23 protein-coding genes are annotated in these 25971 nt (G+C 73.0%); 12 read left to right on the forward strand and 11 right to left on the reverse strand.

What is annotated here, in order from left to right:
• Positions 1-35: 35 nt before the first annotated feature.
• Both ACIQU6_RS18895 and ACIQU6_RS18900 read right to left on the reverse strand, forming a co-directional pair.
• Positions 36-941: a polysaccharide deacetylase gene (locus ACIQU6_RS18895; protein WP_403482760.1), complete on the reverse strand. Its 906-nt coding sequence runs from the start codon at positions 939-941 to the stop codon at positions 36-38.
• Between the two features lie 223 nt (positions 942-1164).
• The gene (locus ACIQU6_RS18900; protein WP_403482761.1) at positions 1165-1875 is read right to left on the reverse strand and encodes an MFS transporter; all 711 of its coding nucleotides are present in this window, start codon (positions 1873-1875) and stop codon (positions 1165-1167) included.
• A gap of 161 nt (positions 1876-2036) precedes the next feature.
• On the opposite strand from ACIQU6_RS18900, the gene ACIQU6_RS18905 reads away from it, so the two are divergent.
• On the forward strand, positions 2037-2723 hold the full coding sequence (locus tag ACIQU6_RS18905; RefSeq protein ID WP_403482762.1) for a GntR family transcriptional regulator: 687 nt from the start codon (positions 2037-2039) through the stop codon (positions 2721-2723).
• A 127-nt stretch (positions 2724-2850) separates the two neighbouring features.
• Positions 2851-3288: a VOC family protein gene (locus tag ACIQU6_RS18910; RefSeq protein WP_403482763.1), complete on the forward strand. Its 438-nt coding sequence runs from the start codon at positions 2851-2853 to the stop codon at positions 3286-3288.
• A 63-nt stretch (positions 3289-3351) separates the two neighbouring features.
• Here ACIQU6_RS18910 and ACIQU6_RS18915 read toward each other — a convergent pair whose 3' ends face one another.
• Positions 3352-4278 carry a VOC family protein gene (locus ACIQU6_RS18915; RefSeq protein ID WP_403482764.1) on the reverse strand — a complete coding sequence of 309 codons (927 nt, stop codon included), beginning with the start codon at positions 4276-4278 and terminating at the stop codon, positions 3352-3354.
• On the opposite strand from ACIQU6_RS18915, the gene ACIQU6_RS18920 reads away from it, so the two are divergent.
• Complete coding sequence (locus ACIQU6_RS18920) at positions 4277-4528, forward strand: hypothetical protein (RefSeq protein WP_403482765.1); 252 nt, start codon at positions 4277-4279, stop codon at positions 4526-4528. The two genes, ACIQU6_RS18915 and ACIQU6_RS18920, sit on opposite strands and share 2 nt — an antisense overlap.
• 473 nt (positions 4529-5001) lie before the next feature.
• A complete protein-coding gene (locus ACIQU6_RS18925) occupies positions 5002-5994 on the forward strand; it encodes a C2 family cysteine protease (protein ID WP_403482766.1) in 993 nt (330 codons plus the stop codon).
• Positions 5995-6109: 115 nt separating this feature from the next.
• Here ACIQU6_RS18925 and ACIQU6_RS18930 read toward each other — a convergent pair whose 3' ends face one another.
• Positions 6110-7981 carry a transketolase gene (locus tag ACIQU6_RS18930; RefSeq protein WP_403482767.1) on the reverse strand — a complete coding sequence of 624 codons (1872 nt, stop codon included), beginning with the start codon at positions 7979-7981 and terminating at the stop codon, positions 6110-6112.
• A gap of 292 nt (positions 7982-8273) precedes the next feature.
• On the opposite strand from ACIQU6_RS18930, the gene ACIQU6_RS18935 reads away from it, so the two are divergent.
• The gene (locus tag ACIQU6_RS18935; RefSeq protein WP_403482768.1) at positions 8274-9398 is read left to right on the forward strand and encodes an NADH:flavin oxidoreductase; all 1125 of its coding nucleotides are present in this window, start codon (positions 8274-8276) and stop codon (positions 9396-9398) included.
• Between the two features lie 51 nt (positions 9399-9449).
• On the opposite strand, the gene ACIQU6_RS18940 is transcribed toward ACIQU6_RS18935, so the two are convergent.
• Positions 9450-10607 (reverse strand): hypothetical protein, encoded by a 1158-nt coding sequence (locus tag ACIQU6_RS18940; RefSeq protein ID WP_403482769.1) that lies wholly within the window; start codon positions 10605-10607, stop codon positions 9450-9452.
• 288 nt (positions 10608-10895) lie between these two features.
• On the opposite strand from ACIQU6_RS18940, the gene ACIQU6_RS18945 reads away from it, so the two are divergent.
• From ACIQU6_RS18945 to ACIQU6_RS18960, 4 genes are all read left to right on the forward strand, one after another.
• Positions 10896-11945: an alpha/beta hydrolase gene (locus ACIQU6_RS18945; protein WP_403482770.1), complete on the forward strand. Its 1050-nt coding sequence runs from the start codon at positions 10896-10898 to the stop codon at positions 11943-11945.
• Positions 11946-12040: 95 nt separating this feature from the next.
• Positions 12041-13165 carry a serine hydrolase domain-containing protein gene (locus ACIQU6_RS18950; protein WP_403482771.1) on the forward strand — a complete coding sequence of 375 codons (1125 nt, stop codon included), beginning with the start codon at positions 12041-12043 and terminating at the stop codon, positions 13163-13165.
• Positions 13166-13312: 147 nt separating this feature from the next.
• The gene (locus tag ACIQU6_RS18955; protein ID WP_403482772.1) at positions 13313-13507 is read left to right on the forward strand and encodes a hypothetical protein; all 195 of its coding nucleotides are present in this window, start codon (positions 13313-13315) and stop codon (positions 13505-13507) included.
• A gap of 137 nt (positions 13508-13644) precedes the next feature.
• Positions 13645-14412: an LLM class flavin-dependent oxidoreductase gene (locus ACIQU6_RS18960; protein ID WP_403482773.1), complete on the forward strand. Its 768-nt coding sequence runs from the start codon at positions 13645-13647 to the stop codon at positions 14410-14412.
• A gap of 54 nt (positions 14413-14466) precedes the next feature.
• Here the strand turns inward: ACIQU6_RS18960 and ACIQU6_RS18965 are convergent, their stop codons facing one another.
• The gene (locus ACIQU6_RS18965) at positions 14467-15402 is read right to left on the reverse strand and encodes a serine hydrolase (protein WP_403482774.1); all 936 of its coding nucleotides are present in this window, start codon (positions 15400-15402) and stop codon (positions 14467-14469) included.
• Complete coding sequence (locus ACIQU6_RS18970) at positions 15399-16436, reverse strand: LysR family transcriptional regulator (protein WP_403482775.1); 1038 nt, start codon at positions 16434-16436, stop codon at positions 15399-15401. Before ACIQU6_RS18970 ends, ACIQU6_RS18965 begins: the two co-directional genes overlap by 4 nt.
• A 154-nt stretch (positions 16437-16590) precedes the next feature.
• Here ACIQU6_RS18970 and bla point away from each other — a divergent pair, with 154 nt between their 5' ends.
• Positions 16591-17520, forward strand: coding sequence for a class A beta-lactamase (bla, locus tag ACIQU6_RS18975; protein WP_403482776.1), 930 nt, complete (start codon positions 16591-16593; stop codon positions 17518-17520).
• 153 nt (positions 17521-17673) lie between these two features.
• On the opposite strand, the gene ACIQU6_RS18980 is transcribed toward bla, so the two are convergent.
• Together ACIQU6_RS18980 and ACIQU6_RS18985 are read right to left on the reverse strand one after the other, a co-directional pair.
• Positions 17674-18792, reverse strand: coding sequence for an NUDIX hydrolase (locus ACIQU6_RS18980; RefSeq protein ID WP_403482777.1), 1119 nt, complete (start codon positions 18790-18792; stop codon positions 17674-17676).
• Positions 18793-18922: 130 nt separating this feature from the next.
• The gene (locus ACIQU6_RS18985) at positions 18923-20797 is read right to left on the reverse strand and encodes an ABC transporter ATP-binding protein (protein ID WP_403482849.1); all 1875 of its coding nucleotides are present in this window, start codon (positions 20795-20797) and stop codon (positions 18923-18925) included.
• Between the two features lie 555 nt (positions 20798-21352).
• Here ACIQU6_RS18985 and ACIQU6_RS18990 point away from each other — a divergent pair.
• A complete protein-coding gene (locus ACIQU6_RS18990; RefSeq protein ID WP_403482778.1) occupies positions 21353-22720 on the forward strand; it encodes a lanthionine synthetase LanC family protein in 1368 nt (455 codons plus the stop codon).
• Here ACIQU6_RS18990 and ACIQU6_RS18995 read toward each other — a convergent pair.
• Positions 22677-23660 carry an alpha/beta fold hydrolase gene (locus ACIQU6_RS18995; protein ID WP_403482779.1) on the reverse strand — a complete coding sequence of 328 codons (984 nt, stop codon included), beginning with the start codon at positions 23658-23660 and terminating at the stop codon, positions 22677-22679. The two genes, ACIQU6_RS18990 and ACIQU6_RS18995, sit on opposite strands and share 44 nt — an antisense overlap.
• A gap of 282 nt (positions 23661-23942) precedes the next feature.
• Between ACIQU6_RS18995 and ACIQU6_RS19000 the strand changes: the two genes are divergently transcribed.
• Positions 23943-25523 carry a TIGR03086 family metal-binding protein gene (locus ACIQU6_RS19000; RefSeq protein WP_403482780.1) on the forward strand — a complete coding sequence of 527 codons (1581 nt, stop codon included), beginning with the start codon at positions 23943-23945 and terminating at the stop codon, positions 25521-25523.
• On the opposite strand, the gene ACIQU6_RS19005 is transcribed toward ACIQU6_RS19000, so the two are convergent.
• The gene (locus tag ACIQU6_RS19005; protein WP_403482781.1) at positions 25510-25827 is read right to left on the reverse strand and encodes a hypothetical protein; all 318 of its coding nucleotides are present in this window, start codon (positions 25825-25827) and stop codon (positions 25510-25512) included. The genes ACIQU6_RS19000 and ACIQU6_RS19005 overlap by 14 nt on opposite strands.
• Between the last annotated feature and the right edge of the window lie 144 nt (positions 25828-25971).

Consider the following 25971-nt stretch of genomic DNA (forward strand, 5'->3'; position numbering starts at 1 on the left):
CGCCCGGCCCCTCCGCTCCGTCGTCGGGGCGCGGCTCAGCGCATGTCGGCCGGGCGTTCCGTGCCGGCGAACGGGAAGCGGCGGCGGAAGTCGTCGGCGGCGTCCTCAAGGGTGCAGAAGGTGACGCCGTCGTGGCCGCCGACGTAGTCGATGAACCGTTCCAGCATGAGCAGGACCTGCGGGCGCCCGCTGACGTCGGGGTGGAGGGTGACGGGGACGACGGCGTAGTCGAGCTCGCGGTGCACCCAGTCGAACTGGTCGCGCCAGGTCTGTTCCAACTCGCGCGGGCTGACGAAGCCGTGGCTGTTGTGGGCGTGCTTGTTGAACATCATCGGTGGGAGGTCGTCCACGTACCAGTTGCCGCAGAACTCCACCAGGTCGACCTCGGTGCCGTGCACCAGCGGCTTCATCCAGTCTTTGGCGTCCCGCGAGTAGTCGATCTTCGTCCAGCGGTCGCCGACGCGGGCGTAGAAGGGCGTGAAGTCCCGGTAGTTCTGGCTGTGGTCGTAGGAGAAACCGTACTTGTGCAGGAGTTCCGCGGTGTGCGGAGACATCTCCCACCACGGCGCCACATAGCCGCGCGGGCGGCGGCCGGTGTACTCCTCGATCAACTCGACGCACTTGGCCAGGACGTCCTCCTCCTGACGGGGCGTCATCGCGATCGGGTTCTCGTGCGAGTAGCCGTGCGCGCCGACCTCGTGGCCCGCCTCGACGATCATCCGGGTCTGCTCGGGGAAGGTCTCTATCGAGTGGCCGGGGACGAACCAACTGGTGCGGATGTCATAGCGCCTGAAGAGCGTGAGCATGCGGGGGATGCCGATCTCGCCGGCGAAGACGCCGCGCTGGATGTCGTTGGGGGAGTCCGCACCGCCGTACGAGCCGAGCCAGCCGGCGACGGCATCGACGTCGACGCCCAGGCAGATCCTGATGTCCTTGGTCATGTGGGGTCCTTTCGGCGGCGGCGTCAACGGCCGCTCTGGAAGGGTGAGTTGGGTGGGCGATGGGCGGGCTGGAGTCAGGGGAGGGCGTTGAGGGCGCGGTCATCGCGTCGGGGACCAGGACGACGCCGAGCATCCCGGCGACGACGGCGCAGCCGGCGATGCCCATCAGGGCACGCATCACGGTGTTGACGCGTCCGCCGCGCGCCCGCCAACGGTCCGACAGTCAGCCGCCGCAGAGCTCCCCGACGAAGCCGGCACCGAAGATCACCAACGTGGACCAGCCGATGGTCTGGATCTTGCAGCCCTTGGTCTCCGCGAGGTACAGCGGGCCCCAGGTGAGCAGCCCGTAGAAGACGCCGTTGAAGCCCATCCAGCCCAGACACATCGCCCAGAACGCCCGGTGTCGCAGATACGGCAGCAGGCTCGTGCGCCGGTCGGTGGGGGCGGCGGTGTCCTCCTCGGCGTGCGCCCGCGCGATGTACTCGGCCTCGGCGCAGTTGACGCGGGGGTGGCCGGCGGGGTGGTTGCGGATGTACCGGGCGGCGAACAGGCCGACCGCTACGGTGGCGGCGCCGACGACGACGAAGCTGATCCGCCAACTGCCGGTCCAGGCAATGAGCGTGGAGAGGGTGATGCCGCCGACGGCCGCGCCGAGCGGGGCGCCGCCGCCCAGCAGCACCGCGCCCCGGCCGCGTTCCCGGGCCGGCAGCCACTGCGCGTTGAGCTTGCCGCCGGCCGGCATCACCGGGGACTCGGCCGCGCCCAACAGCAGCCGGAAGCCCAGCAACGAGCCCATGCCGGAGGCGGCCGCGGTCGACGTAGCTGAGGGCCACGATCCCGAGCAGAGCAGGAACATCGTCCAGCGGGTCCGGGTGGGGCGGGAGCCGTGCGGTGCGGTGCCGGTGGCGGCCTTTCTGGCCGTGAACATACTCATGCCAAGCCTCGATTCGCCTGGTCGGCAGGGGAGTTGCACGCGCTGTGGGAGCGGATCCGCGTTTGGTATACCAAAGAATGGAGGTGTCCCCGGGCCACGTCAAGCGTTTGGTATACCGTGACCCCTCCGAGACGCGGAGGCGTCGCAGACCTGGAGGGAACGTGGACCGGACCGAATCGGGCGCGCGGAAGACGGAGGCCGCTCCCACCCACTCGTTGTGGCTGCGCGATCAGGTCCTGGACGAGCTGCGCGACCGGATCGCCACCGGGCGGCTCCGGCCCGGCGACCGGCTGGTGGAGCGCGATCTGGCCGAGGACTTCGGCGTCTCCCGCGCCCCGGTCCGCGAGGCGATCCGCATCCTGCTCAACGAGGGCGTGCTGGAGGCCCTTTCGCCGCGCCGCATCGTCGTCAAGGAGATGTCCCGGCGCGACGTGGAGAACCTCTTCGACATGCGCGAGGCACTGGAGGTGCTCGCCACCCGCCGCGCCGCCGAACGTGCAACCCAGGAGGGGCTCGACGAACTCGCCCACCTCCTGGAGGACGCCCGCCTGGCCACCCTGACCGGCCGCGCCGAGCGCATCAACCGGGCCAACCTCGCCTACCACCACCGGATCGTGGAACTCGCCGACAACGAGTTGCTCGCCGCCACACTGGAGTCCCTTGAGGGACGGCTGCGTTGGCTCTTCCAGCAGATCGACGACCCGGTCGCCCTGCACGAGGAGCACCGCGCCCTGACCCTGGCCATCGCCTCGCGCGACACCGAGGCGGCGGCCGACGCCTCGCTGCGCCACGTCCGCCACTACCGGGCGGTCGCCCTGCGCCTGCTGTTCAGGGAGGGCGAGGAGTAGGAGGCGTGGGCGACGGGGAGTGTGGGACGAGTCGACGAGTGCGGACGGGCGAGGAGTTCGGGGGAGCCGCCGGGGTGACGGTGAGTGTCTGCGCCGCTTCGGCGTCCGCCCGCGGCACAGTGGTGGCATGAGTGCAGACGACAGGCAGACGTTGGCCCAGGGGCGCGTGGCGACCAGGCTTCCGGCCCAGGATCTGGCGCGGGCGCGGCGCTTCTACTCCGAGCGGCTCGGACTGGAGCCCGTCGACGAGCGGCCCGGTGGGCTGCTCTACCGCTGCGGCGGGACGGAGTTCGTCGTGTTCCGCTCGGCCGGTGCGTCCCCCGGCACCTTCACCCAGATGAGCTGGGAGGTCGACGACATCGACCGCGTGGTGTCCGAACTCAGGCGGCGCGGGGTGGTGTTCGAGGACGTCGAGCTGCCCGGGACGCTGGGTGGCGGGCGGACGCGGAACGGCATCGCCGAGGTCGAGGGGCACTACCCGAGCAAGGGGGCGCGGGGCGAGCGCGGTGCCTGGTTCCGCGACAGCGAGGGGAACATGCTGGGCATCGGACAGCCGGTCTTCTGAACCGGTGCGTGTCCCGACCAGGCACCCCGTGGGGTGGCCGGCCTGGCGTGACGTACCGTCAAGTCAGCCCTTCGGGCCGTGCGTTCCCGTCATCAGGGCGGCGAGGTCGTCGGGGGCGAGGAAGGACGGCGGGGGCGGCGGCCCCCACGTCAGCAACCCCTTGGCCCCCTCCAGGACTTCGGGCGTCCACAGTTGGTCCTCGACGATGCAGTCCATGTCGGAGTAGAACTCGCTGAAGTTGCCGGCCGGGTCCTTGAGGTACCAGAAGAAGTTGGAACCGGCGTAGTGCCGGCCCATGCCCCAGACATGCCGTTCGGGATGGTCCGCCAACAGTGCGGCGGCGCCCCGGCCGACCTCGTCGAGGTCGTCGACCTGCCAGGAGGTGTGGTGCAGGAAGGTGACCGGGGCGGCCAGCACGAGGATGTTGTGGTGGTCGGTGGAGCAGCGCAGGAACGCCCCGCGGTCTTCGAGGTAGTCCGACGCCTTGAGGCCGAGCCCGTCGCGGAAGAACGCGGTCGTGCCGTCGAAGTCGGCGGTGCCGAGGACCGCATGGCCCAGTTTGCGCGGCCGGACCGGACCGGTGCGCCGCACGGCGGGGGCGCGGGTGTCGACGCGCTCGTCGCGCCCGGGGCCGTTGTAGCCGGTGGCCGGTGTGGGCGGCTGCGCCAGTCGTCCGGTGACCTCAAGGACGGCCCGCAGACCGGTCGCCGTGTCGTGGGCGGTCAGGGTGGCGCCCTCGGCGCGACCGGCGATGCCCAGGCGGCGCAGCCGGGAGGCGGCCGCGGCCAGGTCGTCGGGGGTGTCCGCGCCGATCCGGACCTCGACGAGGCGGCGGGTCGGCGCCGGCACGATGTGCAACTGGCGGCCGGCGTCCCGGGTAGCGAACCAGCCGTCGCCCTCGGGGGAGAGGCCGAACTCGGCGTAGAAGGCGGCCGTCTCGGCGACGTTCGGGACCCCCATGGTGACGGAGATCAGACGGTGCAGTGCCATGCGCACTCCTCCTGCAAGGGCGGCTGGTCAGGCCGTGCGGGCCGGACGCGTCCCGCTGCTGCCCCGATCGCGCCGCCGGGACCACGCCTCGGGTCGGCCGGCGCTCCGGATCGTCACCCAGCCTCACACCGGCGCCGGCGCAGGTAAAGGGAGCCTCGCCGACGCCGACGCCGACGCCGACGCCGGCGCCCCGACGCACGCGGCGGCCGGACGGCGCGTCCGCCGGGAAGCCGTCCGCCAACTCGCCTGACCGTGCGCCGAAGTGGTGACCGGCCCCGCCCTGCGGGGAAGGCCGGTGAGCGCGCGCGGTGGTCCCGCCGGCCACGGATGCCGGCCGGCCGCACGCCAGGGCCGGCTACCGAACCGCCGGGTCCGCCGCGTACGCTCGTCGGTCGGGTGGCGGACGTACGGGGGAGTACACATGGGATACCACCGCAACAACTGGCGGCAGGTCGCCGACCTCGCCGCGCCGTTCGTTCCCGGCGGTCGCGAGCTGATGAGCGCCGTGGACGTGGTGCACGGGGTCAGCGACAGCGTCGGCCGGGACCGGCTCCATTACGTCCAGGGCGGTCACCCGGTGGTCGAGTTGCCCTGGCAGCCGCCCGGCCCGCCCCCAACCACCAGCGCGCCGACGAGATCGGCCGCCAGGCATGGAACGCGCTGTTCGCCGACGAACAGCGCCACGGCGCCCGTTCACTGCTCGACCAGGTCGGCAACCTGCTGGTGCCGCTGCCACCCACCGAACTCGACCTGGTCATCCGCCGGTTCGGCACCCAGGGCCTGGACCGTTGGGACTCCCTCGCCCACGTCGAGGACGAGCACGGCCGGCCCGCCTACGACTGGCGGCGCCAGCAGGAGCTCTTCACCTGGCTCCTCCGCTCGGTCAGCCCCTACGCCGCGATGCTGATCGGCGCCGGCATGCCGTGCAGCCAACCCGTCTACGACGCCGGATGTGACTGCGCGGACCACGGTTGGGTCCTGCCGGAGGGCCCGTTCGCGCAGGTGGACGGCGCCTATGTCACCGAGAACTGGCAGTGGGTCTCGGCCGCGACCGAGGCGATGTCCTGGCAGGACATGGACCAGGGCCGCTTCGGCACCTGTTGGCTGCTGACCAGCATGCAGGGCGTGCTCCAGGCCAACCCGCAGTACGCCCCGCGGCACCTCTGCCTGGAGGCCAACGGCACCGTGACCGTCACCCTCTACGACCAGGGCAACCCGGTCGCCCTCACCGTGGTGCCGGACCTGCCGTACGGTCACGGCGGCCTCTGGGGCGCCAAGGGCCATACCGCGGACGCCCGTTACGCGGAGACCTGGCCGGGCTACTTCGAGAAGGCCGCGGCCCAACTGTTCGGCAACTACCCCGACGTCGCCCAGGGCGGCCCCGTAGACGTCGCGCTCGCCACGCTCACCGGCCGCCAGGTACAGCGACTGGACCTCGCCTCGCCCTGGCTCGCCCGGGAGATGGCCGACCGGAAGGCGCGCGGCCAGGCACTCGTCGCCGCCACCTACGGCACCAGCGACCGCGATGAGATCGCCGGCGGCCGACTGGCCGCCAACCACGCCTACTTCATCAAGGACGTGGACCCGACGCGCGGCCGGATCTGTCTGGGAAACCCGTGGGGCGACGGTGCCACCAGGCAGATGTGGGAGTGCTGGCTGACGCTGCCGGAGGTCGGCTCGTACGTGGCGCTGATCGACGCCGTCGACACCTGGTGACCCCCGCCGCACGCCCGCACCGCAGCCGACCGCCCACCGGGCGGACCGCCGTCCCGATCGGGTACGCGGTCCGCCGCGGGGCCGGGCGCCCCGGCCCCGCCGCCGGACGACGCCGCTAACGCTGGATCAGCGCGCGGGCCGCCTGGGCGATGTGGGACCGGGAAATGCCGGCCGCGTCGAGGAGTTCGCCGGTGGTGCCGGAGCCCGGGAGGTTGGTGACGGCGAGGTGGGTGAAGGCCGGGTGGTTGCCACTGGCGGCGAGCGCCGACAGCACGGCCTCCCCGACGCCGCCCTCGGGGTGGTGGTCCTCGACGACGACGAGCGCGCCGGTGTCCTGGGCGGCCCGGGCGAGGGCGGCGACGTCGAGCGGCTTGACCGAGTACAGGTCGATGACGCGGGCCTGGACGCCGTCGGCGGCGAGGTGTTCGGCGGCCGCCAGGCATTCGTGCAGGGTCACGCCGGCGCCGATCAGGGTGACGTGGTCGTGCTCGCCCTCGCGCAGGGTCTTGGAGCCGCCGACCGGGAACGCTTCGTCGCCGTCGTAGAGGACGGGGTAGCCGCCGCGGGTGGCGCGCAGGTAGGAGATGCCGTCGAGCTCGGCCATGGCGGCGGTCAGGGCGGCCGCGGAGGTGGCGTCGCTGGGGTAGAGGACGGTGGAGCCGTGGACGGCGCGCATCATCGACAGGTCCTCCAGGCCCATTTGGGAGGGCCCGTCGGCGCCGATCTCGACGCCGCAGTGGGTTCCGCACAGTGCCATGGTGATCTGGGAGACGGCGGCCATGCGGATGAAGTCGTGGGCGCGGGTGAGGAAGGCGGCGAAGGTGGTGGCGTAGGGGCGGTAGCCGCGGACGGCCATGCCGACGGCGCTGGCGATCATCTGCTGTTCGGCGATGTAGGTCTGGAAGTACCGCTCGGGGTGGACCTTCTCGAAGTCCTCGGCGTGCGTGGAGTTGCCGACCTCGGCGTCCAGGGCGACGACCTCCGGGCGGGCGCCGAGGGCGGCCAGGGCGCGTCCGAAGGCGACGCGGGTGGCGACCTTGTCGCCGACGTCGAAGCGGGGCAGTTCCACGGGGCCGGCGTCCGGGACGGATACGGGCGCGGCGGCGGGCGGTTGGGGGCCGCGCACGCGCAGGTGCCGGACGCCGCCCAGTTCGGCGACGGCCCGCTCGGCCAGGTCCTCGGGCAGTGCCTTGCCGTGCCACCCCTCCTTGTCGGCCACCTCGGCGACGCCGCGGCCCTTGACGGTCCTGGCGATGACGACGGTGGGTGCCTGGCCGTCGGCGGCGGTGGTCAGCGCCTCGTCGATCGCCGGCAGGTCGTGCCCGTCGATCACGAGCGCGCGGCAGCCGAACGCCTCGACACGGCGGGCGTAGGCGGCGGTGTCCCACTCCAACTCGGTGGGGCCGCGCTGTCCCAGGCGGTTGACGTCGATGACGGCGGTGAAGTTGGTGAGCTCGTGGTGGCCGGCCTTGTCGAGGGCCTCCCACACCGACCCCTCGGACATCTCACTGTCCCCGCACAGCACCCACACCCGGTAGGGCTGCCTGTCCAGGTCCCGGCCGGCCAGCGCGATGCCGACGCCGTAGCCGATGCCCTGGCCCAGCGAACCGGTGGCCACGTCGACCCAGGGCAGCACGGGGGTGGGGTGGCCCTGGAGTCGGTGGTCGAAGCGGCGGTACGTCGTCAGCAACTCCTCGTCGCCGACCACGCCGACCGCCTTGAACATCGCGTACAGCAGGGGAGAGGCGTGTCCCTTGGAGAAGACCAGGTGGTCGCCGGCGGGGTTGTCGGGCGCGTCCCAGTCGTAGTGCAGGTGGCGGGTCATCAGGACCGCCATCAGGTCGGCCGCGGACAGGCTCGACGTGGGGTGCCCGGAACCCGCCGCGGTGCTGGCGCGCACCGAGTCCACGCGCAGTTGCTGCGCGAGTTCGAAGACCTGGGGCAGGTCGCTTTCGGGCCCGAGCGTGATGGTCTGCGCTGCGGTCATGGTGGTGGGGGCCTTTCGTGGACGGTGGGTCGGGGCGCCGGGTGCGGGCCGCCGGTTTTCGGACTGGCCGAGCACCGCCGGGAAGGCTATCCGCCCATTTGTCCGGTAATGCGGAGTGTGGCGGCCGTGGGCGATGCGTTCGAACGCCGCGGCGACCGCCCCGCCCGGGCACGTGGTCAGGATCACGTCGGGGTGCACCGGGCGGTCGGAATGCCCGGACCGCCAGTCAGGTTGGCTTCTACACGCAACCCATGCGTGCCTTCTTCTTGACTGGTACCTACGAGGAGTCCCCGTGACCGTCCCCGCGTCGCCCGCCTCCCGCGCGGCCGAGATCCTGTCCCGCCCCGTCGCGCTCAACGGCCTGACCGTCCCGAATCGCATCGCGATGGCGCCGATGACGCGCATGTTCTCCCCGAACGGCGTCGCCGGCGAGGACGTGCGGTCGTACTACGCCCGCCGCGCCGCCGCGGGCGTGGGGCTGATCATCACCGAAGGGACCTACGTCGGCCACGAGTCCGCCGGGAACAGCGACCGGGTGCCGCGCTTCCACGGCGACGAGCAGCTCGCCGGCTGGGCGAAGGTCGCCGCGGCCGTCCACGAGGCGGGCGGCACGATCGTGCCGCAGCTCTGGCACATCGGCACGGTCCGCAAGGAGGGCGAGCCGCCCTTCGCCGCCGCCCCCTCCGTCGGCCCCTCCGGCCTCCGCGTCGACGGCACCGAGGGCGGCAAGACGATGACCCGGCGCGACCTGGACGACGTCATCGGCGCCTTCGCCGAGGCCGCCGCGGCCGCCGAGCGCATCGGCTTCGACGGCATCGAACTGCACGGCGCCCACGGCTACCTCATCGACCAGTTCCTCTGGGCCGGCACCAACCGCCGTACCGACGCCTACGGCGGCGACCCGGTGGCCCGCACGAAGTTCGCGGCCGAGATCGTGGCCGCGGTCCGCGAGTCCGTCTCGCCCGAATTCCCGGTGATCTTCCGCTACTCGCAGTGGAAGCAGGAGGCCTACGACGCCAAGTTGGCCGACACCCCGGAGGAGTTGGAGGCGATCCTGACCCCGCTGGCCGCCGCCGGCGTCGACGCCTTCCACGCCTCCACCCGCCGCTACTGGCTCCCCGAGTTCGAGGGCTCGGACCTCAACCTCGCGGGCTGGACCAAGAAGCTCACCGGCCGGCCCACCCTCACCGTCGGCTCGGTCGGCCTCGACGGCGACTTCGTCCGCGCCTTCCAGGGCGACGGGGCCCCGGTCCAGGGCATCGACAACCTCCTCGACCGCCTGGAGCGCGACGAGTTCGACCTGGTCGCCGTCGGCCGGGCCCTCCTCCAGGACCCGGAGTGGGCCGCCAAGGTCCTGGCCGACCGCTCCGCGGAGCTCCAGCCCTACGACGCGGCCGCGCTGAAGACGCTGAGCTGAGGCGCACGGGCTGACGGGGGCGCCGCGCCAACTGGGCGGCGCCCCGCGGCCCTACGGGTGGGCGGGCTCCGGGCCGTCCGGCGCGGCGCCGGCGACCTCCGCGCGGCCCGTCGCCACCCGCAGCGTTACCGCGGCCGCAACGCCCGCCACCAGTCCCCAGACCAACGCGGCCGGGACACCCTCGGCGAAGCCGCTCAGGAGGCGCAGCGGATCGCCAGGCATCTCCACCGCGCCGCGGACCACCCGCAGCAACTCGCTCGCCAGCAGCCCGAGCACGGTCGCACAGACCCCGCCCATCACCATCGCCGGCACGGTGGCCCGGGTGAGCAGCCCGGGCAGTCGCCGCAGCGCCCACCACACCACGACGAGCAGCAGCACGTCCGCGCCGCGGTCCAACAGCCAGGCCCCGAACGCCCCGTCGACCGGCCCCGACCACGCACCGAACAGCAGCCACTGGCGCAGCAGATCGCCCGGTTCCGACAACACCCCGACGCTCGGGGAAACCGACTGGAGCGCGGCGGCGACCGACTGCCGGGAGACGACCACCACGGCCAACGCGACCACCGCGGTCCCGACGGTCGCCGACAGGCGCGCGGCGCGCGTCGGAACGACCTCCCGCGGCAGCGGGCCGGCACCGTTGGCCGTCAGCCGCGCCACGAGCACGGTCGCCGCCGCGGCGACCAACGCCGTCACCACCAGAACCTCCCGCCCGGAGGCGATCACCCCCGCCAGGCGCGGCAGGAAACGGAAACTGCCGCGCCCCCCTGAGGCGATCCACCACGGTGCGGACACCGTCACCGCCAGCGTTCCGGCCACCAGTCCCCAGGCCCACAGCGCCCACAGCGCCGCCGACGTCCGACCGCGCTCCGGCGGCAGCCTGCGGAGCAGGAACAGCGCCCCCAACGAGAACAAGACCAGGACCGCGCCGAACCGGATCTGCTGCCCGGTCGCCTCCAACGCCGCATAGCTCGCACCGTCGGTCCCGGCCGCGTCCCCGCCCGCCATCGCGTTGCCGAACCGGGCCGCGCCGAGCGGGTCGTACGCCCAGGGCAGGAGCCAGCTCTGGAGTTGCGCGACGGTCTGGCCGTCGACCACGTTGGTGGCGCCTGGCAGCTGCAACGCGTGCACGCTCGCCCCCGCCCACCACAGCAGCGCCGTGAGCAGCAGCCCACCGGCCACCGCCGGTATCGCCGCACGTCGGTACGTCATGAACTGCCCCCCGCGTTCTTCGCGTATGTCTTGAACATTGCCCAGGGGGACATTACGGGACGCCGATCACATACGGATCACGACCGGTGCCGGCCCGCACCCCTCACGACGGTGAGGACGCCGCTCATCGACACCGCCCCTCAACAACCGCCGCACCCAGCGGCGTTCAAGGCCCCCATCTGTGACCTTCCTCCCTCCGCGACCTCCACCGAGTGGCAGTCGCCGCCGCCCGGCGGGTGGTTGACTACGCCGCATGAATCTCGCGCGAGCGCTCCCGGGCGGCAGGTCATGACTGTTGATGACGCGCCCTGGGAACCCCACTCCCCCCAACCGATCGGCGCCGCGCCGCCGCTCGACCCCGAACTGAGCGCCGTGCTGGCGGAGTTGGGGGACGAGGTGAGGACTCCGCTCACCCCGGAGAACCTCGCCGCCAGACAACAGCAGGACGCCGCGGCCCGCCCCAGGCCGACCCTCCGGGACCTCCGGGCCGACGGCCGCTTCGAGGTGGCGGAGCTGCGCGTGCCGGGAGCGCCGGGCGGCCCGGACCTCACGCTGGTCAGCGCGCGGCCCGCCGGGATCGCCGGGCCGCTGCCGGCGCTCTACTACCTGCACGGCGGCGGAATGATCAGCGGCGACGCCTGGTCCGTGCTCCCACGGCTGCTGCGCAACGTGGCGCTCCCGCTCGAACTGGCCGTCCTCTCCGTCGAGTACAGGCTGGCGCCGCAGACGCGGTACCCCGGACCGGTGGAGGACTGCTACGCGGGACTCGCCTGGGCCGCCTCGCACGCGACACGCCTGGGCATCGACGCCCACCGCATCATCGTCGGCGGCAAGAGCGCCGGCGGCGGACTGGCCGCGGCGCTCGCCCTGCTCACCCGCGACCGGGGCGGCCCCACACCGATCGGCCAACTCCTCGTCTGCCCGATGCTCGACGACCGCAACACCACCTACTCCAGCCACCAGATGGCCGGTATCGACCTCTGGGACCGCACCTCCAACGCCACTGCCTGGCAGGCGCTGTTGGGCGACCGGTACGGCGCCGCGGACCTCCCGCCCTACGCCGCACCCGCCCGCGCCACCGACCTGTCCGGACTGCCCCCGACCTACATCGAGGTCGGATCGGTCGAGACCTTCCGGGACGAGGGCGTGGCCTACGCCAACGCCCTCTGGCGGGCCGGTGGCCAGGCCGAACTGCATGTCTGGCCCGGAGCCTGCCACGGCTACGACACCCTCGCCCCACGGGCGGCCCTCAGCCAGGACGCCCAGCACGCCCGCACCCGCTGGCTCCGCCGCCTCCTCGCCCCGTCCGACACCAACGGGCCACTTGCCACCCCGTAGTTGGCCGAAGCCACCCTCAACAGGGCACCCCCGGATGTACGAGGATGTTCGGTCATTGCTGTGCATGCACCCGTAAATCCAATAAAGGAGCTTCCATGGCCAGAAACCCAGGTAAGTGGAGACTTGCGGCCGCACTCGGTGTGCTCGCCACGACCGCCCTGCTCCCGCCGTCCCCCGCACAGGCCGCGACGGACGGCGGACACCAGGCCACCCAGGCATCGCTCAACGCCCTCCAGGCAATCGGCGGCCCGGGTGCCGGGCTCTACGCCGGGGACCCGTCCGGTTCCTGGAGCCTCCACGTGGGCACCGGCACCACCGACGCCAACCGGCCCGTCCAGCCCACCGACCACTACCGCATCGGCAGCCAGACCAAGACCTTCACCGCCGTCGCGGTGTTGCAACTGGTGGACGACGGCAAGGTCGACCTCGACACGGCGATCGAGCACTACCTGCCCGGCGTGGTCGACGGCAACGGCTACGACGGCAACACCATCACCGTCCGCCAACTCCTCCAACACACCAGCGGCATCCCGACCAACGTCCCCAACCCCCAGGCCGATCCGGACGGCACCTACACCCTGGCCGCGTTGGTGCGCGACGGACTGAGCCACCGCCCGGCCTTCCCGCCGGGCACCTCCTTCCAGTACAGCAACACCAACTTCGAGATCCTCGGCATGCTCGTCGAGAAGGTCACCGGCACGCCGGTCGGTCAGGTGATCACGAGCCGGATCATCGAACCGCTCGGCCTGACCGACACCCGCTTCCCCGAGCCCGGCGACCGCACCCTGGCCGACCCCTACGTACACGGCTACCGCGGCATCCGCGTCGGGCCGTTCTTCTACTGGCAGGACGCCACCACCCTCCTGGAGCCGTCCCTCTTCCACAGCGCGGGCGCGATGACCTCCACCGAGCGGGACATGGCCACCTTCTTCCAGGCACTCGTCGACGGCAAGCTCGTCTCCCGGGCCAGCCTGGCGCAGATGGAGACCCCGGGCGCCCACGCCCCGTACGGCCTGGGCCTGGACCGGCTGCCCTTGCCCTGCGGCGGGGTGGCCTTCGGACACAACGGCGGCGTGCCCGGCTACCTGTCGTTCTCCGCGGCAACCCCCGACGGCCGGCACGTGGCGGTCATGACCAACTCCATGGTCCAACTCAACGCCCAGGCGGCGATCGACAAGATGACCGCCGCGGCCTCCTCGGCCCTCTGCGAGAACCGCTGACGATGATCCACGGGCCGGGGCGCCGACGGCGTTGACCGCGTCCCGGCCCCTCGGGCGCCGGCTCCACCGAGCGCGGCCATCCCGCGGCTCCGCGCCGAGCCGCCCCGCCCGACGTGCCCGACGGTCCTGCTCTCGGCGGCCCGCCCCGTGCGGGGCCGCGAGCGGCACCACGTCGAGCTGGCCGAACACCAACGGCGTTGGGTGGAAGGGGTGGTGGACGGTCGGTTCGAGGAGGTCGACTCGGGACACTTCATCCAGGCCGAGCGGCCGGAGGTCGTCGCGGAGCGGGTCGGACGCCTTCTCGGCCGCGGGCCGGCCGGACGGCCCGGGGCGCCGGTCTGACGCGCGCGCCCACTCACCGGGTAGCGTGAGGGCGACCGACCGTAGGCGTCACGGGCCGCGTACCGGCAGGCGGGCGGCCCGTTCCCCTCATGACGGGGTGGGGGCGTTCGGCCCCGACCCAGGAGGAGCGCGGCACCATGGACATCGGCATCGGACTCCCCGGACTGCGCCCCGACCCGGGCCTGTCCCTCGTGGACTGGGCCCGGCGCGCCGAGGAACGCGGCTTCGCCTCGCTCGGCTCCACCGACCGCCTGGTCTACGACAACTACGAGCCGTTGACCGCACTGGCCGTCGCCGCCGGAGCCACCGCCCGGGTGCGCCTGACCACCACCATCCTGCTGGCCCCGCAGCGCGCCAACCACGCGCTGTTCGCCAAGTCCGCCGCCACACTCGACCGGTTGTCCGGCGGCCGACTGGTGTTGGGCCTGGCACCGGGCGCCCGGGAGGACGACTACCGCACGGGCGGCGTCGACTTCCATCGTCGCGGCAGGCTCTTCGACGCCCTGCTGTTCGGCGGGTTCACCCGGCCCACCCTGCGGCGCATGGTCACCTACGGAGAGGGCTGGATCGGCGGGGCGCAGGGCGTGGAGAAATTCCGCTCCCTGGTCCCGGCGGTCCGACAGGCATGGCGGGACGCCGGCCGGGCGGGCGTGCCCCGCCTGGTGGGGACCGCCCACTTCGCGCTGGGCCCGGACGCGCCGCAACGCCTCCACGACAGCCTCACCAACTACTACACCTCGGGCACCTTCACCACGGAGAGCATCGAGGCGGGCCTGTCCAGTCCCGAGGCGGTGGCCAACGAGGTCGCCGCCTATGCCGAAGCGGGCTGCGACGAACTCATCCTCTTGCCGCACGGCGGCGGCCTGGAACAGGTGGACCTGCTGGCGGACGCGGTGGGTTGGTGAGCCGTGGCGATCGGCGGCTCGGCGGCGCAGCGCCTGTCAGTGGCATCGTGGCAGTCAGCGGCGTAGCGCCTCGAAGGCGTCCCGTGCCGCGGCCCCGATGGCCAGGTCGATGTCCGGAGCCAGGCTGGCCCGGCGATCGGAGCGGGTGAGCGCGACCATCGCGATCCGGTGGCCGGACTCGGCCTCCACCACGCCGATCTCGTGCCGCAGGTGGAGGAAGGTCCCCGTCTTGCCGCTGACGCGGACCGTGTCCGTGCGCAGCTCGCTCGACAGGCGCTGGGTGAAGACCTGAAGGCCCATCATCCGGCGCAGTTCGGCGGTCGCGTCGGGGTGCGCGATCTCGTCCCGCCACACGCGTTGCAGCAGGTCGGCGAGGGCCGTGGCGGTGCCCAGGTTGGCGTGGGCCGGGTCGAGGGTCTCGATGGTGTGGTGGCCCGAGCGGTCGTCGCGGATGGCCAGTTCCAGGGCGAGGGAGAAGTCGTTGCCGGCGGCACCGGCGGCACACTCGTACATGCGGTTGAGCCGGTGCCGGACACGGATGTCCGCACACCCCCAGGCACGCAGCCGGGCGTCGACGTCCGCCACCGGCACCAGCCCGAACAACGCGTCGGCGCTGGCGCTGTCGCTCACCGACAGCATCATGAACAACAGGTCGCCGACGGCCGCGGTGACCGGGTACCGGAACGCCGCCAGGCCGGTGGGCCCGACACTGCTGGTGGTCGGATCGATGGTGATCGGCCGGGCCGCGTCGAGCTCTCCGGCCGCGATCCGGTCCAAGGCAACCAGGGCCAGCGGCACCTTCACCACCGAGGCGAGCGGCACCGGTGCGTCGACGTCGAAGCCGAGCTGCGCGCCGGTGTCGATGTCCCGGGCCAGGAACGACCCGCGGACGCCCAGGCTTTCCCAGTCCGCGGCGATCGCCTCGGCGACGTCGCGCAGCCAACCACCGCTGGCGACGCACGTCGCCCGCTCCACCGCGTCGGCGCTCATCCGCGCGCCGCCAGGAGCGCCGGGGCGTGCTCGCCCGCAGCCGCGTCACGCACCCCGGCCGGACCGGGCGGCGCGGCGCCGACCGCGGCCGCCAACTGCGCGACCAGCCAGCCCGGCACCTCGGCCGCATCCGCCCGCCGCCGCGCGGCCCCCGGATCGTAGCCGCGGTGCAGCGACGCGTCGCCCAATGCGGCCCAGTCGGCGCCGTGTTGACGCGCGAACGGTTCGGTGCACAGCAGCGTCGCCCGCCCGGCGAGCGTCTCGGCCAGCGCGGTCGCCAGCGATCCGGCCGGCCGGATCAACCCCTCCGGCAGTCCGGCCCGCGCGGCCGCCCGACCCAGCCGGTCCCGCAGGTACGGGACGTGATCCTCCGCCGTGGTGAGGATCGGCACGGAGGCCGGTCGCGCGTCTGCCCGTTCGCCCGCAGCGCGACGCCCGCGCGCGGGGCGCAGATCCTCCAGGTGGATCACCCGACGACGGGCCCGAGTCCGAGCCGCTGCCTGGCCGGGCAAGGGCCCCTCCAAGGCATCCGAAGACACCTCCGGCGACGGTGCGGAGGCCAGACCGAGCGGCACCCGAAGGGCCGCGTTCCCCGGGGGAACCCGCAACAGCGCGTACGCCAGGGTCCCGTCGGCCAGGCCCGACACCCGCTCGTCCGGCGGGAGTTCGTGGACGCCGAGCGGCAGCTCGTGCTCGGTGCCGGCGCGGATGACCCGGGCCAGGGCCGCCGGTCCGCAGTCCGCGGGCACGCCGACCGCGCGTATCGCCGACTGCCTGGCCGACCGGGCGACCTGCCGCAGTCGTTGCGCCCGGTCCAGCACGTCCTTGGCGTACGGCAGCAGGAGCAGCCCGAAGTCGGTGACGGCGACCTGCCGCCGCGAGCGGTCGAACAGCACGTCGCCGAAGTGGGTCTCCAACGTCTTGATGCGACGGCTCAGGAGCGGTTGGGCGATGCCGAGCCGGTCGGCCGCGCGCGAGAAGCTGGCCTCGTCGACGGCCGCCACGTACGCCTCAAGGTGTGCGAGCAGGTCCATCCAGCAGTCATATCAATATGTTCTGAGGCGTTCAATATTCACTCTTGGACATGAGCGGTGGGTGACTGTTTCGCTGACTCCCGTCACAGTCGGTCCCGGCACGCTCGCCGGGCCGGCCCCGCCTGACGACGACGATCACGGGAGAACTCTGCGCATGCCCAACGCCACCCCTCTGCCCCGCCGCGGCCTCCTCAGGGCCGGCCTCGCCGCCTCCGCCGCCGTCCTCGCCACCAGCGCCACCGCCTCCGCAACCGCCGCCTCGACAACCACCGTGCCGGGCAGTCAACTACCAGGCGCCACCCGCGAATTGCGTGCGCTGGAGCGAAAGTACGGCGCACGTCTCGGCGTGTACGCCCGCAACATGAGCACCGGACAGGCTGTGTCCCACCGGGCGCAGGAGCGGTTCGCCATGTGCTCGACGTTCAAGGCGTTCGCCGCGGCGGCCGTGCTGCGCGATCACGGTCACTGCGCCCCGTTGGACAAGGTGATCCACTACCCGCCGGCCGACATCCTGCCCTACTCCCCGATCACCGAGCGGCACGTCGACACCGGCATGACGGTCGGCGACCTGTGCGCGGCGGCGATCCAGCACAGCGACAACGCGGCCGGCAACCTCCTGCTCCGCCAACTCGGCGGCCCGCCCGGCCTCACCCGGTTCTTCCGCTCGCTGGGCGACCCGGCGAGCCGCCTGGACCGCTGGGAACCCGAGCTCAACACCGCCATTCCCGGCGACCTCCGCGACACCACCACACCGGAGGCGTACGGCAACGGCTTCGCGCGCCTGACCGTGGGCCGGGCCCTGAACGACGCCCAACGCGACCGGTTCATCGCCTGGTTGAAGGGCAACACCACCGGCGACGAGCGGATCCGCGCCGGAGTGCCGGACGGCTGGGTCGTCGCGGACAAGACGGGTACCGGCGACTACGGGGTCGCCAACGACATCGGCGTTGCCTGGACGACGAAGCGGACGCCCCTCGTGCTGATCGTGCTGTCGTCGAAGACCACCCAGGACGCACCGACGAACAACGCGCTGATCGCCGACGCGGCGCGCGTCCTCGCCCGAACCCTCGCCCCGGGCGAATAGCGCCCGGCCCCGCACACCGCACCCTGCTGACCGCCGGGGCCCGCCCCGCCCCTCGCCGGAGGCGGCGGGGGCGGGGCGGGACGGCGAGCGGTGGTTTGCGCGCGCCCGCCCGGCGGCTCGTCCCACCCGAACCGGGCACCGCGCGCCACGGCACTACACGCGGCAACCGCCGGCGGGCAGTTCCGCGATCGCCGAGGGGGCGGCGTGGGGGATGCCCCAGCGGGTGTGGGCGAGGTGCGCCGCCCGTCTCGCCTGCCGGTGGCCCTCTTCGCCCCAACCGAGGAGTGCGGCCGCCTGTTCGGGGGTGACGAGCAGTCGCGCGAAGGTGCGCCCGGTGGCCGGGTCCTCGGCGACCGGGGCGACCGCCGTGACCCTGGCGGTCAGCCGCAGTCGGGCGTACGAGTCGGCGCCACCGTCTGCCGTGCCGGTGGTGTCGTGCACCCAGCCGAGGCGTAGCGGCTCGTCGATCGTGACCCGGGCCTCCTCCACGGCTTCGCGCCGCAGGGTCTCCTCGGGGGACGCGTCGGTCCGCTCGACCCGTCCGCCTGGCAGCGCCGGAAGTCGGTTGCCGGGGTCGATCACCAGGACCACTCGGCCGTCCGGCACGAACAACCAGCCCCATGCCTGGCGCACTTCCAGGTCGGCCGGCATCGGATCGTCGCGCAGGGGAAGCCGGTGCCCGGCCCGCGGCCGGACCCGTACGTCGTACCGGTCCAGCGGCGGCGGCTCCCCGACGTGTCGGCCGCCCTCCAGGTGTGCGGTCGTCCCGGAGACCCGGGCCCGCAGGGCGACCAGTGCGATCCGCGCGTCGACGGGGATCATCCGATGCTCCACCTGCGTGGAGTCGACGAACTCGAAGCCGGCCAACTCGTCTTCGGGCACGCGCAGGGAGGCGATCACCTCTTCGCTGAGGGTGCCGCCGTCGAGGATGTAACGGATCTCGCCAGGCAGTTGCAGGCCGGCGTCGACGTCGGGGTGGTCCGGGGGCAGCCAGTGGACGGCGAGGAGCCGCCCCGGGGCGCGTGCGAGGCCGAGTTCCTCGCCGATCTCGCGTCGGCAGGCTTGCGCGGGGCTCTCGCCGGACTCGCCGGCACCGCCCGGTAGCAGCCACTGCTCGCGGTAGGTCGGCTTGACCAGCAGCACACGACCGAGCGGGTCGGTGAAGAGCGCGGTGGCGGACATCCAGACGGCGTGGCGGGAACGGGCGTGTGCGGCCACCGACATGCGCGGTGTGGGTAGGCCCGGAGGGACGGTGTCGCGATGGGGGTTCATCGGTCTCCTTCAGCCGTGCCGATAGTGCGTTGGTTCGCGTGGCTGTGGGTGTGGCTGCGCGGGGCGCTCTGTGGGAAGTCGCCGGAACCGCGTGCGGGGCGGGGCGCCCGGCCTGGCGTACAGGTCTCGGTCACGGGAAGACCTGCTTGTTGTCGGTGCCGGTGTTCTCGGTCGCGTCGGAGGTGACCTGGTACGACAGGAGTTGCTGGAACAGGCCCGGTGCGTGGGCGAGTTGGTGGTAGGTGCCCTCCTGGACGACGGTGCCCTCGTCGAGGACGACGATCCGGTCGGCCACGGCCACGTTGGTGATGCGGTGGGTCACCAGCAGCACCACGCGGTCCTGTGCCAGGTCCCGCAGACGTTGGAAGATGCGGTATTCGGCCCGGGGGTCCAGGTTGGCGGTCGGCTCGTCCAGTACCAACAAGCCTGCCTGGCGGAAGAACGCCCGCCCGAGGGCGATCCGTTGCCACTGGCCGCCGCTGAGTTCCTCCCCGTTGAGCCACTCGCGGGCCAGGAGGGTGTCCAGACCGGCTCCCAGCTTGTCGACGACCTCGTCGGCCCCGGCGGCCGCGCACGCCTCGCGCACCGCGACGTCGCCACGGGGCGAGGGCTGCCCGAGGGTGATGTTCTCGCGGACCGTCAGCGGCCAGTGCGCGTAGTCCTGTGGTACCAGGGCGACTTGTTGCCACAGAGCCTGCGGGTCGGCGTCGCCGGTGGGGACACCGTCCCACAGCACCTGGCCGTCCGTGGGCAGGTACAGACCGCTGGCCAGCTTCGACAGTGTTGACTTGCCCGACCCGTTGAAGCCGACCAGGGCGGTGACCTCGCCTCGGCGCAGGGTGAGCGAGACGTCGGAGAGCGCGTTGCTGCCCTTGCCTGCGTAGCGGTGGGAGACGGCCCTGAGCTCGATCTCCCGTGGCGGCCGGGGCCGGACCGCACCGCGGGACATGCGGAATCCGCCCGCCTTGTCCAAGAAGCCGCTCCAGTCATCCATGTAAAGGCCCGTGCGCACGGCTCGTGCCCCGATGGCGACCAGTCCGCGGACCGACTGCCCGACCGTCTGGAGGGCGAAGACCGCCGTCCCCGCGTGCCCCACGCTGATGTGGCCGGTCGCGAGCAGCCACACGACCGCGGCCCACACCACGGCCGATCCCAGGCCGCCGCAGAGCGAGCCGGTCAGGGACATGCGGGCGCTCTTGTCGGCCGCGGCCCGGTCCTCGCGGTTGATCCGGGCGACCGTCTGCCGGTACCGGTCGGACAGGAAGGCGGCCATGGTGCCGGCCCGGATCTGATCGGCGGCCTCCCGCGTGAAGATGTGCCACCGCAGCACCGACAGCATGCGGGCGTCGCCGTTGCTGCGCAGATTGGCCAAGTACCGCACCCGCGCGGCGCTGACCTGCGCCACGGCCTGCGGCAGACTGGCCGCCACCAGGAGCGGCAGCAGCGCCCAGTGCACCCCGGCCAGCACGATCGCCCCGGCGAGGAACGACGCCGCCGAGGCGATCAGGTCCTGCCCCTCGTTGATCAGGTCCCCGGTGACCTGCGCCCCGCGGTCGGCGGCCTCCCGGTCGCGGTTGAAGTCGGGCTCGTCGTAGGCGGACAGCTCCACCTCCGCGCAGCCGGTGAGCAGCATCTGTTCGGCCTCGCGCGACATCAGCGGACCGAGCCGGGAGGAGAGCCAGGTGACGGTGATCCCCAACAGCGCACGCACTCCGGCAGCACCGGCGAGGAGGGCCACCGACGGCCAGGCGTGCAGCAGCCGTTGGTAGACGTCCCCACTGGTCAACAGCGCGGTCAGGGTGCCGCTGATCGCGACCAGCCCCAGGGCCTGCATCACACCGGTGGCCCCTTGGCACAGCAGCAGCCCGACGGTCGCCGCGCGGTCGACCCGCCAGGCGAGCGCCAGTGACCGACGCACCAACTGCGGTAGCCGTTTGGCCATGTCGCTCATCCGGATGGCACGACCGGCCGCCTCCCGGCTGCCGGTCAGGTCCACGTACCGCATCTCCGCCCCCGAACCACCCGTCGCCACGGCGGTGTTGGGCGAAGCGGCGGCATGAGGGCCGTTGTCTGACGCGTCGTTGGCAGAGCTCGACGACGGCGAAGTGGTGCGCGGTTTGGGGATGTTGGCGGCGGACGCGTCGGTGGGCTCGTTCATGCCGACCACCCCGTATCCGGCAGGGCCGAGCGGAACGCGCCGGTGGCACGGCGGGTGCGCGGAGGGACGATGCCTCGGCCCTGGAAGGGCGCGTGCTGATCGGGGGCGGCGGGAAGGGGAGCGGTCGCACAAGGGGGGAGCGGGTACACGGCGGCCTCCAGTCGCGAGCGTTGGGGGGTGTCGGCATGCCCAACGAGAGGACCGGGAATTTCGAACTCACGTATTTCGGACGCGGTGCGAGCCCCGCGAGGAAGCGAAAAGACGTTCGTGCTGGGCGCATCGACCCTTACCGGCTGCGGGTCGCCGCGGGGGCGTTCATGGCCGAAACGCCGGCGTTCGCGCTTCCGGGCCCGGCTCGGTCACCGTCTGGGCGGGTTCCGTGTCGCGTGCCAGAGTGGGGGCATGACGGCGGCGGGCGGGGCGCGGGCAGCGGTGGACGAGGTCGAGGCGTTGGCGGCGGATGCCCTGCGGTGGTTGTCGGGGTGCGCGCGGCAGGTCGGGGGCGGCGGGCTGGCCTGGGCCGCGACGCCTTCCGGAGACGAGCCCGACCCCGCCCTCTACGGCGGCACGGCCGGAATCGTTCCCGTACTCCTGGAAGCGCGGCGGCACTTCGGCGACGACCGCTACGGTGACGCCGCCCTGCGCGCCGCCCGCAGCGTGTCCGCCGCGGTCGAGGAGTGCGAGAACAGCTCCCTCTACGGCGGCCTGGCGGGCCTGGCGTTCGCGCTGCGGGCGGTCGATGACGAACTGGGCGCTCCGGACGCCGCCGGCGCCGCGGATCGGGCGCTGGAGTCGGTGCGCGCCCGGTTCGACGGGACGCGCTGGGGCGACTGGTTCGATCTGATCGGCGGCAACGCCGGCATCGGCCTGGGCGCGCTCGCGGCCGGCGACCTCGACCTGGCCGTGCGCGCGCTGGAGCCCTATCTGCGTACGGCAGAACGGAGTTCGGGGATCGAGGCCGCCCAGTGGGAGTCGCGCACGGGGTGGTCCTGGCGGTACCACCACATGTCGCACGGCACGCTCGGCATCGCCTACGCGCTGGTCCGCGTCGGCCGGGCCGCCGGCCGCCCCGATCTGATCGAGCTGGCGCGGGCGGGCGTGGCCGGCGTCGTGGCGCGCAACGAAGCCGGCCCGGCCGGCTTCCTCGTCCCGCACTCCGATCCGCAGCAACGCCATGCGCTCATCGAACGCTACAGCTACGGCTGGTGTCACGGCCCGGCCGGCGACGCCCAGCTCTTCCGGCTGCTCCGGGACGCGCTCGACGAGCCCGGCTGGCAGGCCCTGGCCGACCGCTGCTGGCGCACCATCACCCACTCCGGCCTGCCGCGCCGACTGCGGCCCGGCTTCTGGGACAACAACGGCCGGTGCTGCGGCACCGCCGGCGTCCTGGCGCTGGCCTGCGACCGGCTGGTCGAGCAGGGCGACCGCCCGGACTTCGCGCGCCGACTGGTCACGGACATCGCCTCGCGCGCGACCTGGGACGCGGCCGGCGCCCGGTGGTCGAACCTCGACCCCCGAGCGACCCCGAACTCCCTTCAACCCAGGACCGGTTGGGCGGCGGGCAACGCCGGCATCGTCCGGGAACTGCTGCGCTTCGTCCGGATCAGCCGGGGCGGTGATCCGGCATACGCGGTGACCTGGCCGGACCAGCCCGCGGTGAGCCGGGCAGGGGAGAAGCGGACGCCGCCGGACCAGGCGCCGCGGGTGGCCACCCGGCAGGCACGCGTCAGACGGGCAGCCGGGCGAGCCAGTCGAGCAGGATCCGGTTGAGCTCCTCGGGACGTTCCTGTTGGATCCAGTGGCCGCAGCCGTCGAGGAGGTGCGACGAGATCAGGCCGGGCATCGTGGTGGGGAACGCCTCGATCGCGTCGGCCAGCCAGGTGGTGGAGGCGTCCGCGCCGCCGCCGACGAAGAGCGACGGTTGGGTGATCGGGGCGCCGTCGTAGTCGGCCAGTTCCTCCCAGTCGCGGTCCATGTTGCGGTAGCGGTTCAGGGCTCCGGTCAGGCCGGTCCGCTCGAACTCCGCGGCGTAGGCGTCGAGTTCGGCCTCGTCTAGCCAGGACGGCAGTCGGTCGGTCGGGAAGCGGTCGCGCATCCTCCCGCCGGGGCTCACGAAGTGGGGGTCGGGCGCGCCCGGCGCCGGCATGGTGTCACCGGACAGGGCGGTGTAGAGACCCGCGAGCCAGCCGCGCACATCGGGCTCGATCTCGGACTCGGCGCGGCCCGGCTGCTGGAAGTAGGAGACGTAGAACTCCTCCTCGCCGCCGAGCCGTCCGAAGACCTCGCTGGGGCGCGGTCCGCCGCGCGGGGCGTAGGGCACGCTGAGCAGGCCGACCGCGCGGAAGACCTCGGGCCTGACCAGCGCGGAGGCCGCGGCGATGTTGGCGCCCCAGTCGTGGCCGACGATCGCCGCGGTCCGCTCGCCCAGGGCGTCCACCACCGCGGCGCTGTCCGCGACCAGGTCGAGCATCCGGTACGCGTCCACCGCCGCGGGCCGGGAGGAGCGCCCGTAGCCGCGGACGTCGATGGCCACCGCGCGGTAGCCGGCCGCGGCCAGGGCGGGGAGTTGGTGGCGCCAGGAGTACCAGGACTCCGGGAACCCGTGCACGAGGACGACCAATGGCCCGGTGCCCTGCTCCACCAGGTGGATCCGGCCGGCGGGGGTGGGCACCAGGCGGTGGGTGAGGTCGGTGCTGGGCGTCTGTGGCATGGGTCCTCCCGAGTGCGGTACGTCCGGCGGCGATCGTCCGACGGACGGCACCCCGATCGCGAATGTCGTTGCCGGTTTGGCAACTTCGGCAACAACCGACTTCGGCAACAACCGATTCCCACGACGACCGATTCCCACGACGAGAGATTCCCACGACGGCCGACTGGCCCTACATCGCGTCAGCGACGGCCGGCCGCACCCACTGGGCCGGCTCCCCGCATGCTTCCCACCCGCCGGTGCCTGGTTGACTCTCCCACGAGGGGAGAGTCGAAGGTGGGGCGCATGCACGTCGACGACGAGATGTCGTGGAACATCGGGGAGATCGCGCGGAGGACCGGACTGTCGGTGAAGCTCATCCGGCACTGGTCCGACGTGGGGGTGGTGCCGCCCGCCGGGCGGACCGCCGCCGGGTACCGCGTCTACGACTCGGCGTCGCTGGCCCGCCTGGAACTGGCCCGGACCCTACGGGACCTCGGACTGGGACTGGCGCAGATCCGCGACGTCCTCGACCGCGAGCAGAGCCTGACGGAGGTGGCCGCGGCCCATGTCGACGCGCTGGAGGCGCAGATCCGCGTGCTGCGCGGGCAGCAGGCGGTGCTGCGCTCCGTCACCCGCCGAACCACCACCGTCGAAGGACTCGCCGTCATGACCCGAGCCGCCCGCCTGTCCGCCGCCGAACGCCGCACGCTCATCGCGGAGTTCGTGACCGAGACGCTCACGGACCTGGACGTACCGGCCTACCGTCGCGGACTGCTGGCCGCCACCCCGGACCTGCCCGACAACCCCACCGACGCCCAGGTCGATGCCTGGATCGAACTCGGCGAACTGGTCGCGGATCCGGACCTGCGGGCCGGAATGCGGCGCATGGCCCGCTACGCCGCCGAGCACGCCCCGGGCGAGCACGACGAACGCACGCTGCGCGACGCCCGGCGGCTCACCGACGACTGGACGCGGCGGGTGAACACCGCGATACGGGACGGGATCGCGCCGGACTCGCCCGCCGCCGAGCAGGTGGTCGCCGACATCGTCACCGCCTGGATCCCCACCCAGGCAGGCACCCGCGACGCCGTGCACGGCGACGACGCACCCGCCCGTCGGGTGTTGTCGGAGCAGTTGGAGACCGCCTCGGACCCCAAGGTCGAGCGGTACTGGCAGTTGACGTGCGTCATCAACGACTGGCCGGTCCGACCGGACATGGCGGCGCCCGGCGACTGGCTGAGGACCGCGCTGCGCGCCAACCCCGCGCCCGGCGCGCGGGCCGAGGAGCTCGGCGCCCTGTACGACGCCGGCGCCGATGCCTGGCGGCCCGCCGGCGTACTCGACGCGTGCGAACGGACGTTGGGTGCCGTGGCGGAGCTTGTCCGCGCGGTCGGTCCCGACCAGTTGGACCTGCCGACGCCCTGTGCGGACTGGGACGTGCGCGCCCTGCTCGCCCACCTGGTCTGGGAGAACCTGATGTGGGCCGGACTGGCCGCCGGCACCCCGCGCTCCGATGCCGGCGCCGACCACCTCGGCGAGGACCCCCTCGCGGCGTTCCAGGCCGCCGCACGGAGCGCGCTGGCCGCCTTCCGCCGCCCCGGGATGCTCGACCGGCGCTACGGCCCGGCGCCCGGTCGGCGGATCGTCGAGCAACTCGTCATCGAAATGCTGGTGCACGGCTGGGACTTGGCCGCGGCCGTCGGACAACCGCGGGACCTCGTCCCGGACCTCGCCCAGGCGGCCCTGCCGGTGGTGCGGGAGGTCTACGGTGGGTTGCCGCGGACGGCGGGTGGGTCCTTCGGCCCGTCCCGGTCGGTGGCCGACGGCGCGCCCGCCCTCGACCACCTCGCCGGCCAGCTCGGACGCGACGTCAGTCGCTGGTGACCCAGCCCCGCTGCACTTCGGTCCCCGCCGGGCAATACACGTACACCTCACGGAAGTTGGTGAACGGGCCCGCGTTGCGGAAGCTGCCGTCCGAGCAGGCGGCGTTGGCGTACCACGTTGCCTGGCCTATCACGCCGCACTGCACGTGGTAGAAGGGCTGGCCGTTGTTGGCGCCGATGTAGGCGTTGACGCAGTTGAGGGAGCCGGTCGCGGCCGGGGCGGTGGCTGCCTGGGCGGTGCCGGTGCCCGCCGCGAACAGGGCGGCGACGGCGAGGGCGACGGTGGGCAGGAGGGCACGACGCATCGGGGGCATCCGTTCTCTGGGGAGGAGTTGGGAGCGACCCTGGCAGGACGGGCGAGTCGGGACAAGTCAGGTTTCGGGCAAGCCTGTCTGTCTGGCCGCCTCGGGAACGGTTGCCGGGTGCCCGACGGGCCGGCCACCCGTCGG

Origin of the sequence: Streptomyces sp. NPDC090442, from assembly GCF_044769405.1 — a bacterium.
Taxonomy (GTDB): Bacteria; Actinomycetota; Actinomycetes; order Streptomycetales; family Streptomycetaceae; genus Streptomyces.

Bases quoted from the DNA above. Each gene is read 5' to 3' on its own strand.
- ACIQU6_RS18940 (WP_403482769.1), bottom strand. From the start codon at position 10,607: ATGACGTACCGACGTGCGGCGATACCGGCGGTGGCCGGTGGGCTGCTG.
- ACIQU6_RS18970 (WP_403482775.1), bottom strand. From the start codon at position 16,436: ATGGACCTGCTCGCACACCTTGAGGCGTACGTGGCGGCCGTCGACGAG.
- ACIQU6_RS18900 (WP_403482761.1), bottom strand. From the start codon at position 1,875: ATGAGTATGTTCACGGCCAGAAAGGCCGCCACCGGCACCGCACCGCAC.
- ACIQU6_RS18895 (WP_403482760.1), bottom strand. From the start codon at position 941: ATGACCAAGGACATCAGGATCTGCCTGGGCGTCGACGTCGATGCCGTC.
- ACIQU6_RS18910 (WP_403482763.1), top strand. From the start codon at position 2,851: ATGAGTGCAGACGACAGGCAGACGTTGGCCCAGGGGCGCGTGGCGACC.
- ACIQU6_RS18950 (WP_403482771.1), top strand. From the start codon at position 12,041: ATGGCCAGAAACCCAGGTAAGTGGAGACTTGCGGCCGCACTCGGTGTG.
- bla (WP_403482776.1), top strand. From the start codon at position 16,591: ATGCCCAACGCCACCCCTCTGCCCCGCCGCGGCCTCCTCAGGGCCGGC.
- ACIQU6_RS18985 (WP_403482849.1), bottom strand. From the start codon at position 20,797: ATGCGGTACGTGGACCTGACCGGCAGCCGGGAGGCGGCCGGTCGTGCC.
- ACIQU6_RS18980 (WP_403482777.1), bottom strand. From the start codon at position 18,792: ATGAACCCCCATCGCGACACCGTCCCTCCGGGCCTACCCACACCGCGC.
- ACIQU6_RS18960 (WP_403482773.1), top strand. From the start codon at position 13,645: ATGGACATCGGCATCGGACTCCCCGGACTGCGCCCCGACCCGGGCCTG.
- ACIQU6_RS18920 (WP_403482765.1), top strand. From the start codon at position 4,277: ATGCGCACTCCTCCTGCAAGGGCGGCTGGTCAGGCCGTGCGGGCCGGA.
- ACIQU6_RS18945 (WP_403482770.1), top strand. From the start codon at position 10,896: ATGACTGTTGATGACGCGCCCTGGGAACCCCACTCCCCCCAACCGATC.
- ACIQU6_RS18930 (WP_403482767.1), bottom strand. From the start codon at position 7,981: ATGACCGCAGCGCAGACCATCACGCTCGGGCCCGAAAGCGACCTGCCC.
- ACIQU6_RS18990 (WP_403482778.1), top strand. From the start codon at position 21,353: ATGACGGCGGCGGGCGGGGCGCGGGCAGCGGTGGACGAGGTCGAGGCG.
- ACIQU6_RS18965 (WP_403482774.1), bottom strand. From the start codon at position 15,402: ATGAGCGCCGACGCGGTGGAGCGGGCGACGTGCGTCGCCAGCGGTGGT.
- ACIQU6_RS19005 (WP_403482781.1), bottom strand. From the start codon at position 25,827: ATGCGTCGTGCCCTCCTGCCCACCGTCGCCCTCGCCGTCGCCGCCCTG.
- ACIQU6_RS18915 (WP_403482764.1), bottom strand. From the start codon at position 4,278: ATGGCACTGCACCGTCTGATCTCCGTCACCATGGGGGTCCCGAACGTC.
- ACIQU6_RS18995 (WP_403482779.1), bottom strand. From the start codon at position 23,660: ATGCCACAGACGCCCAGCACCGACCTCACCCACCGCCTGGTGCCCACC.
- ACIQU6_RS19000 (WP_403482780.1), top strand. From the start codon at position 23,943: ATGCACGTCGACGACGAGATGTCGTGGAACATCGGGGAGATCGCGCGG.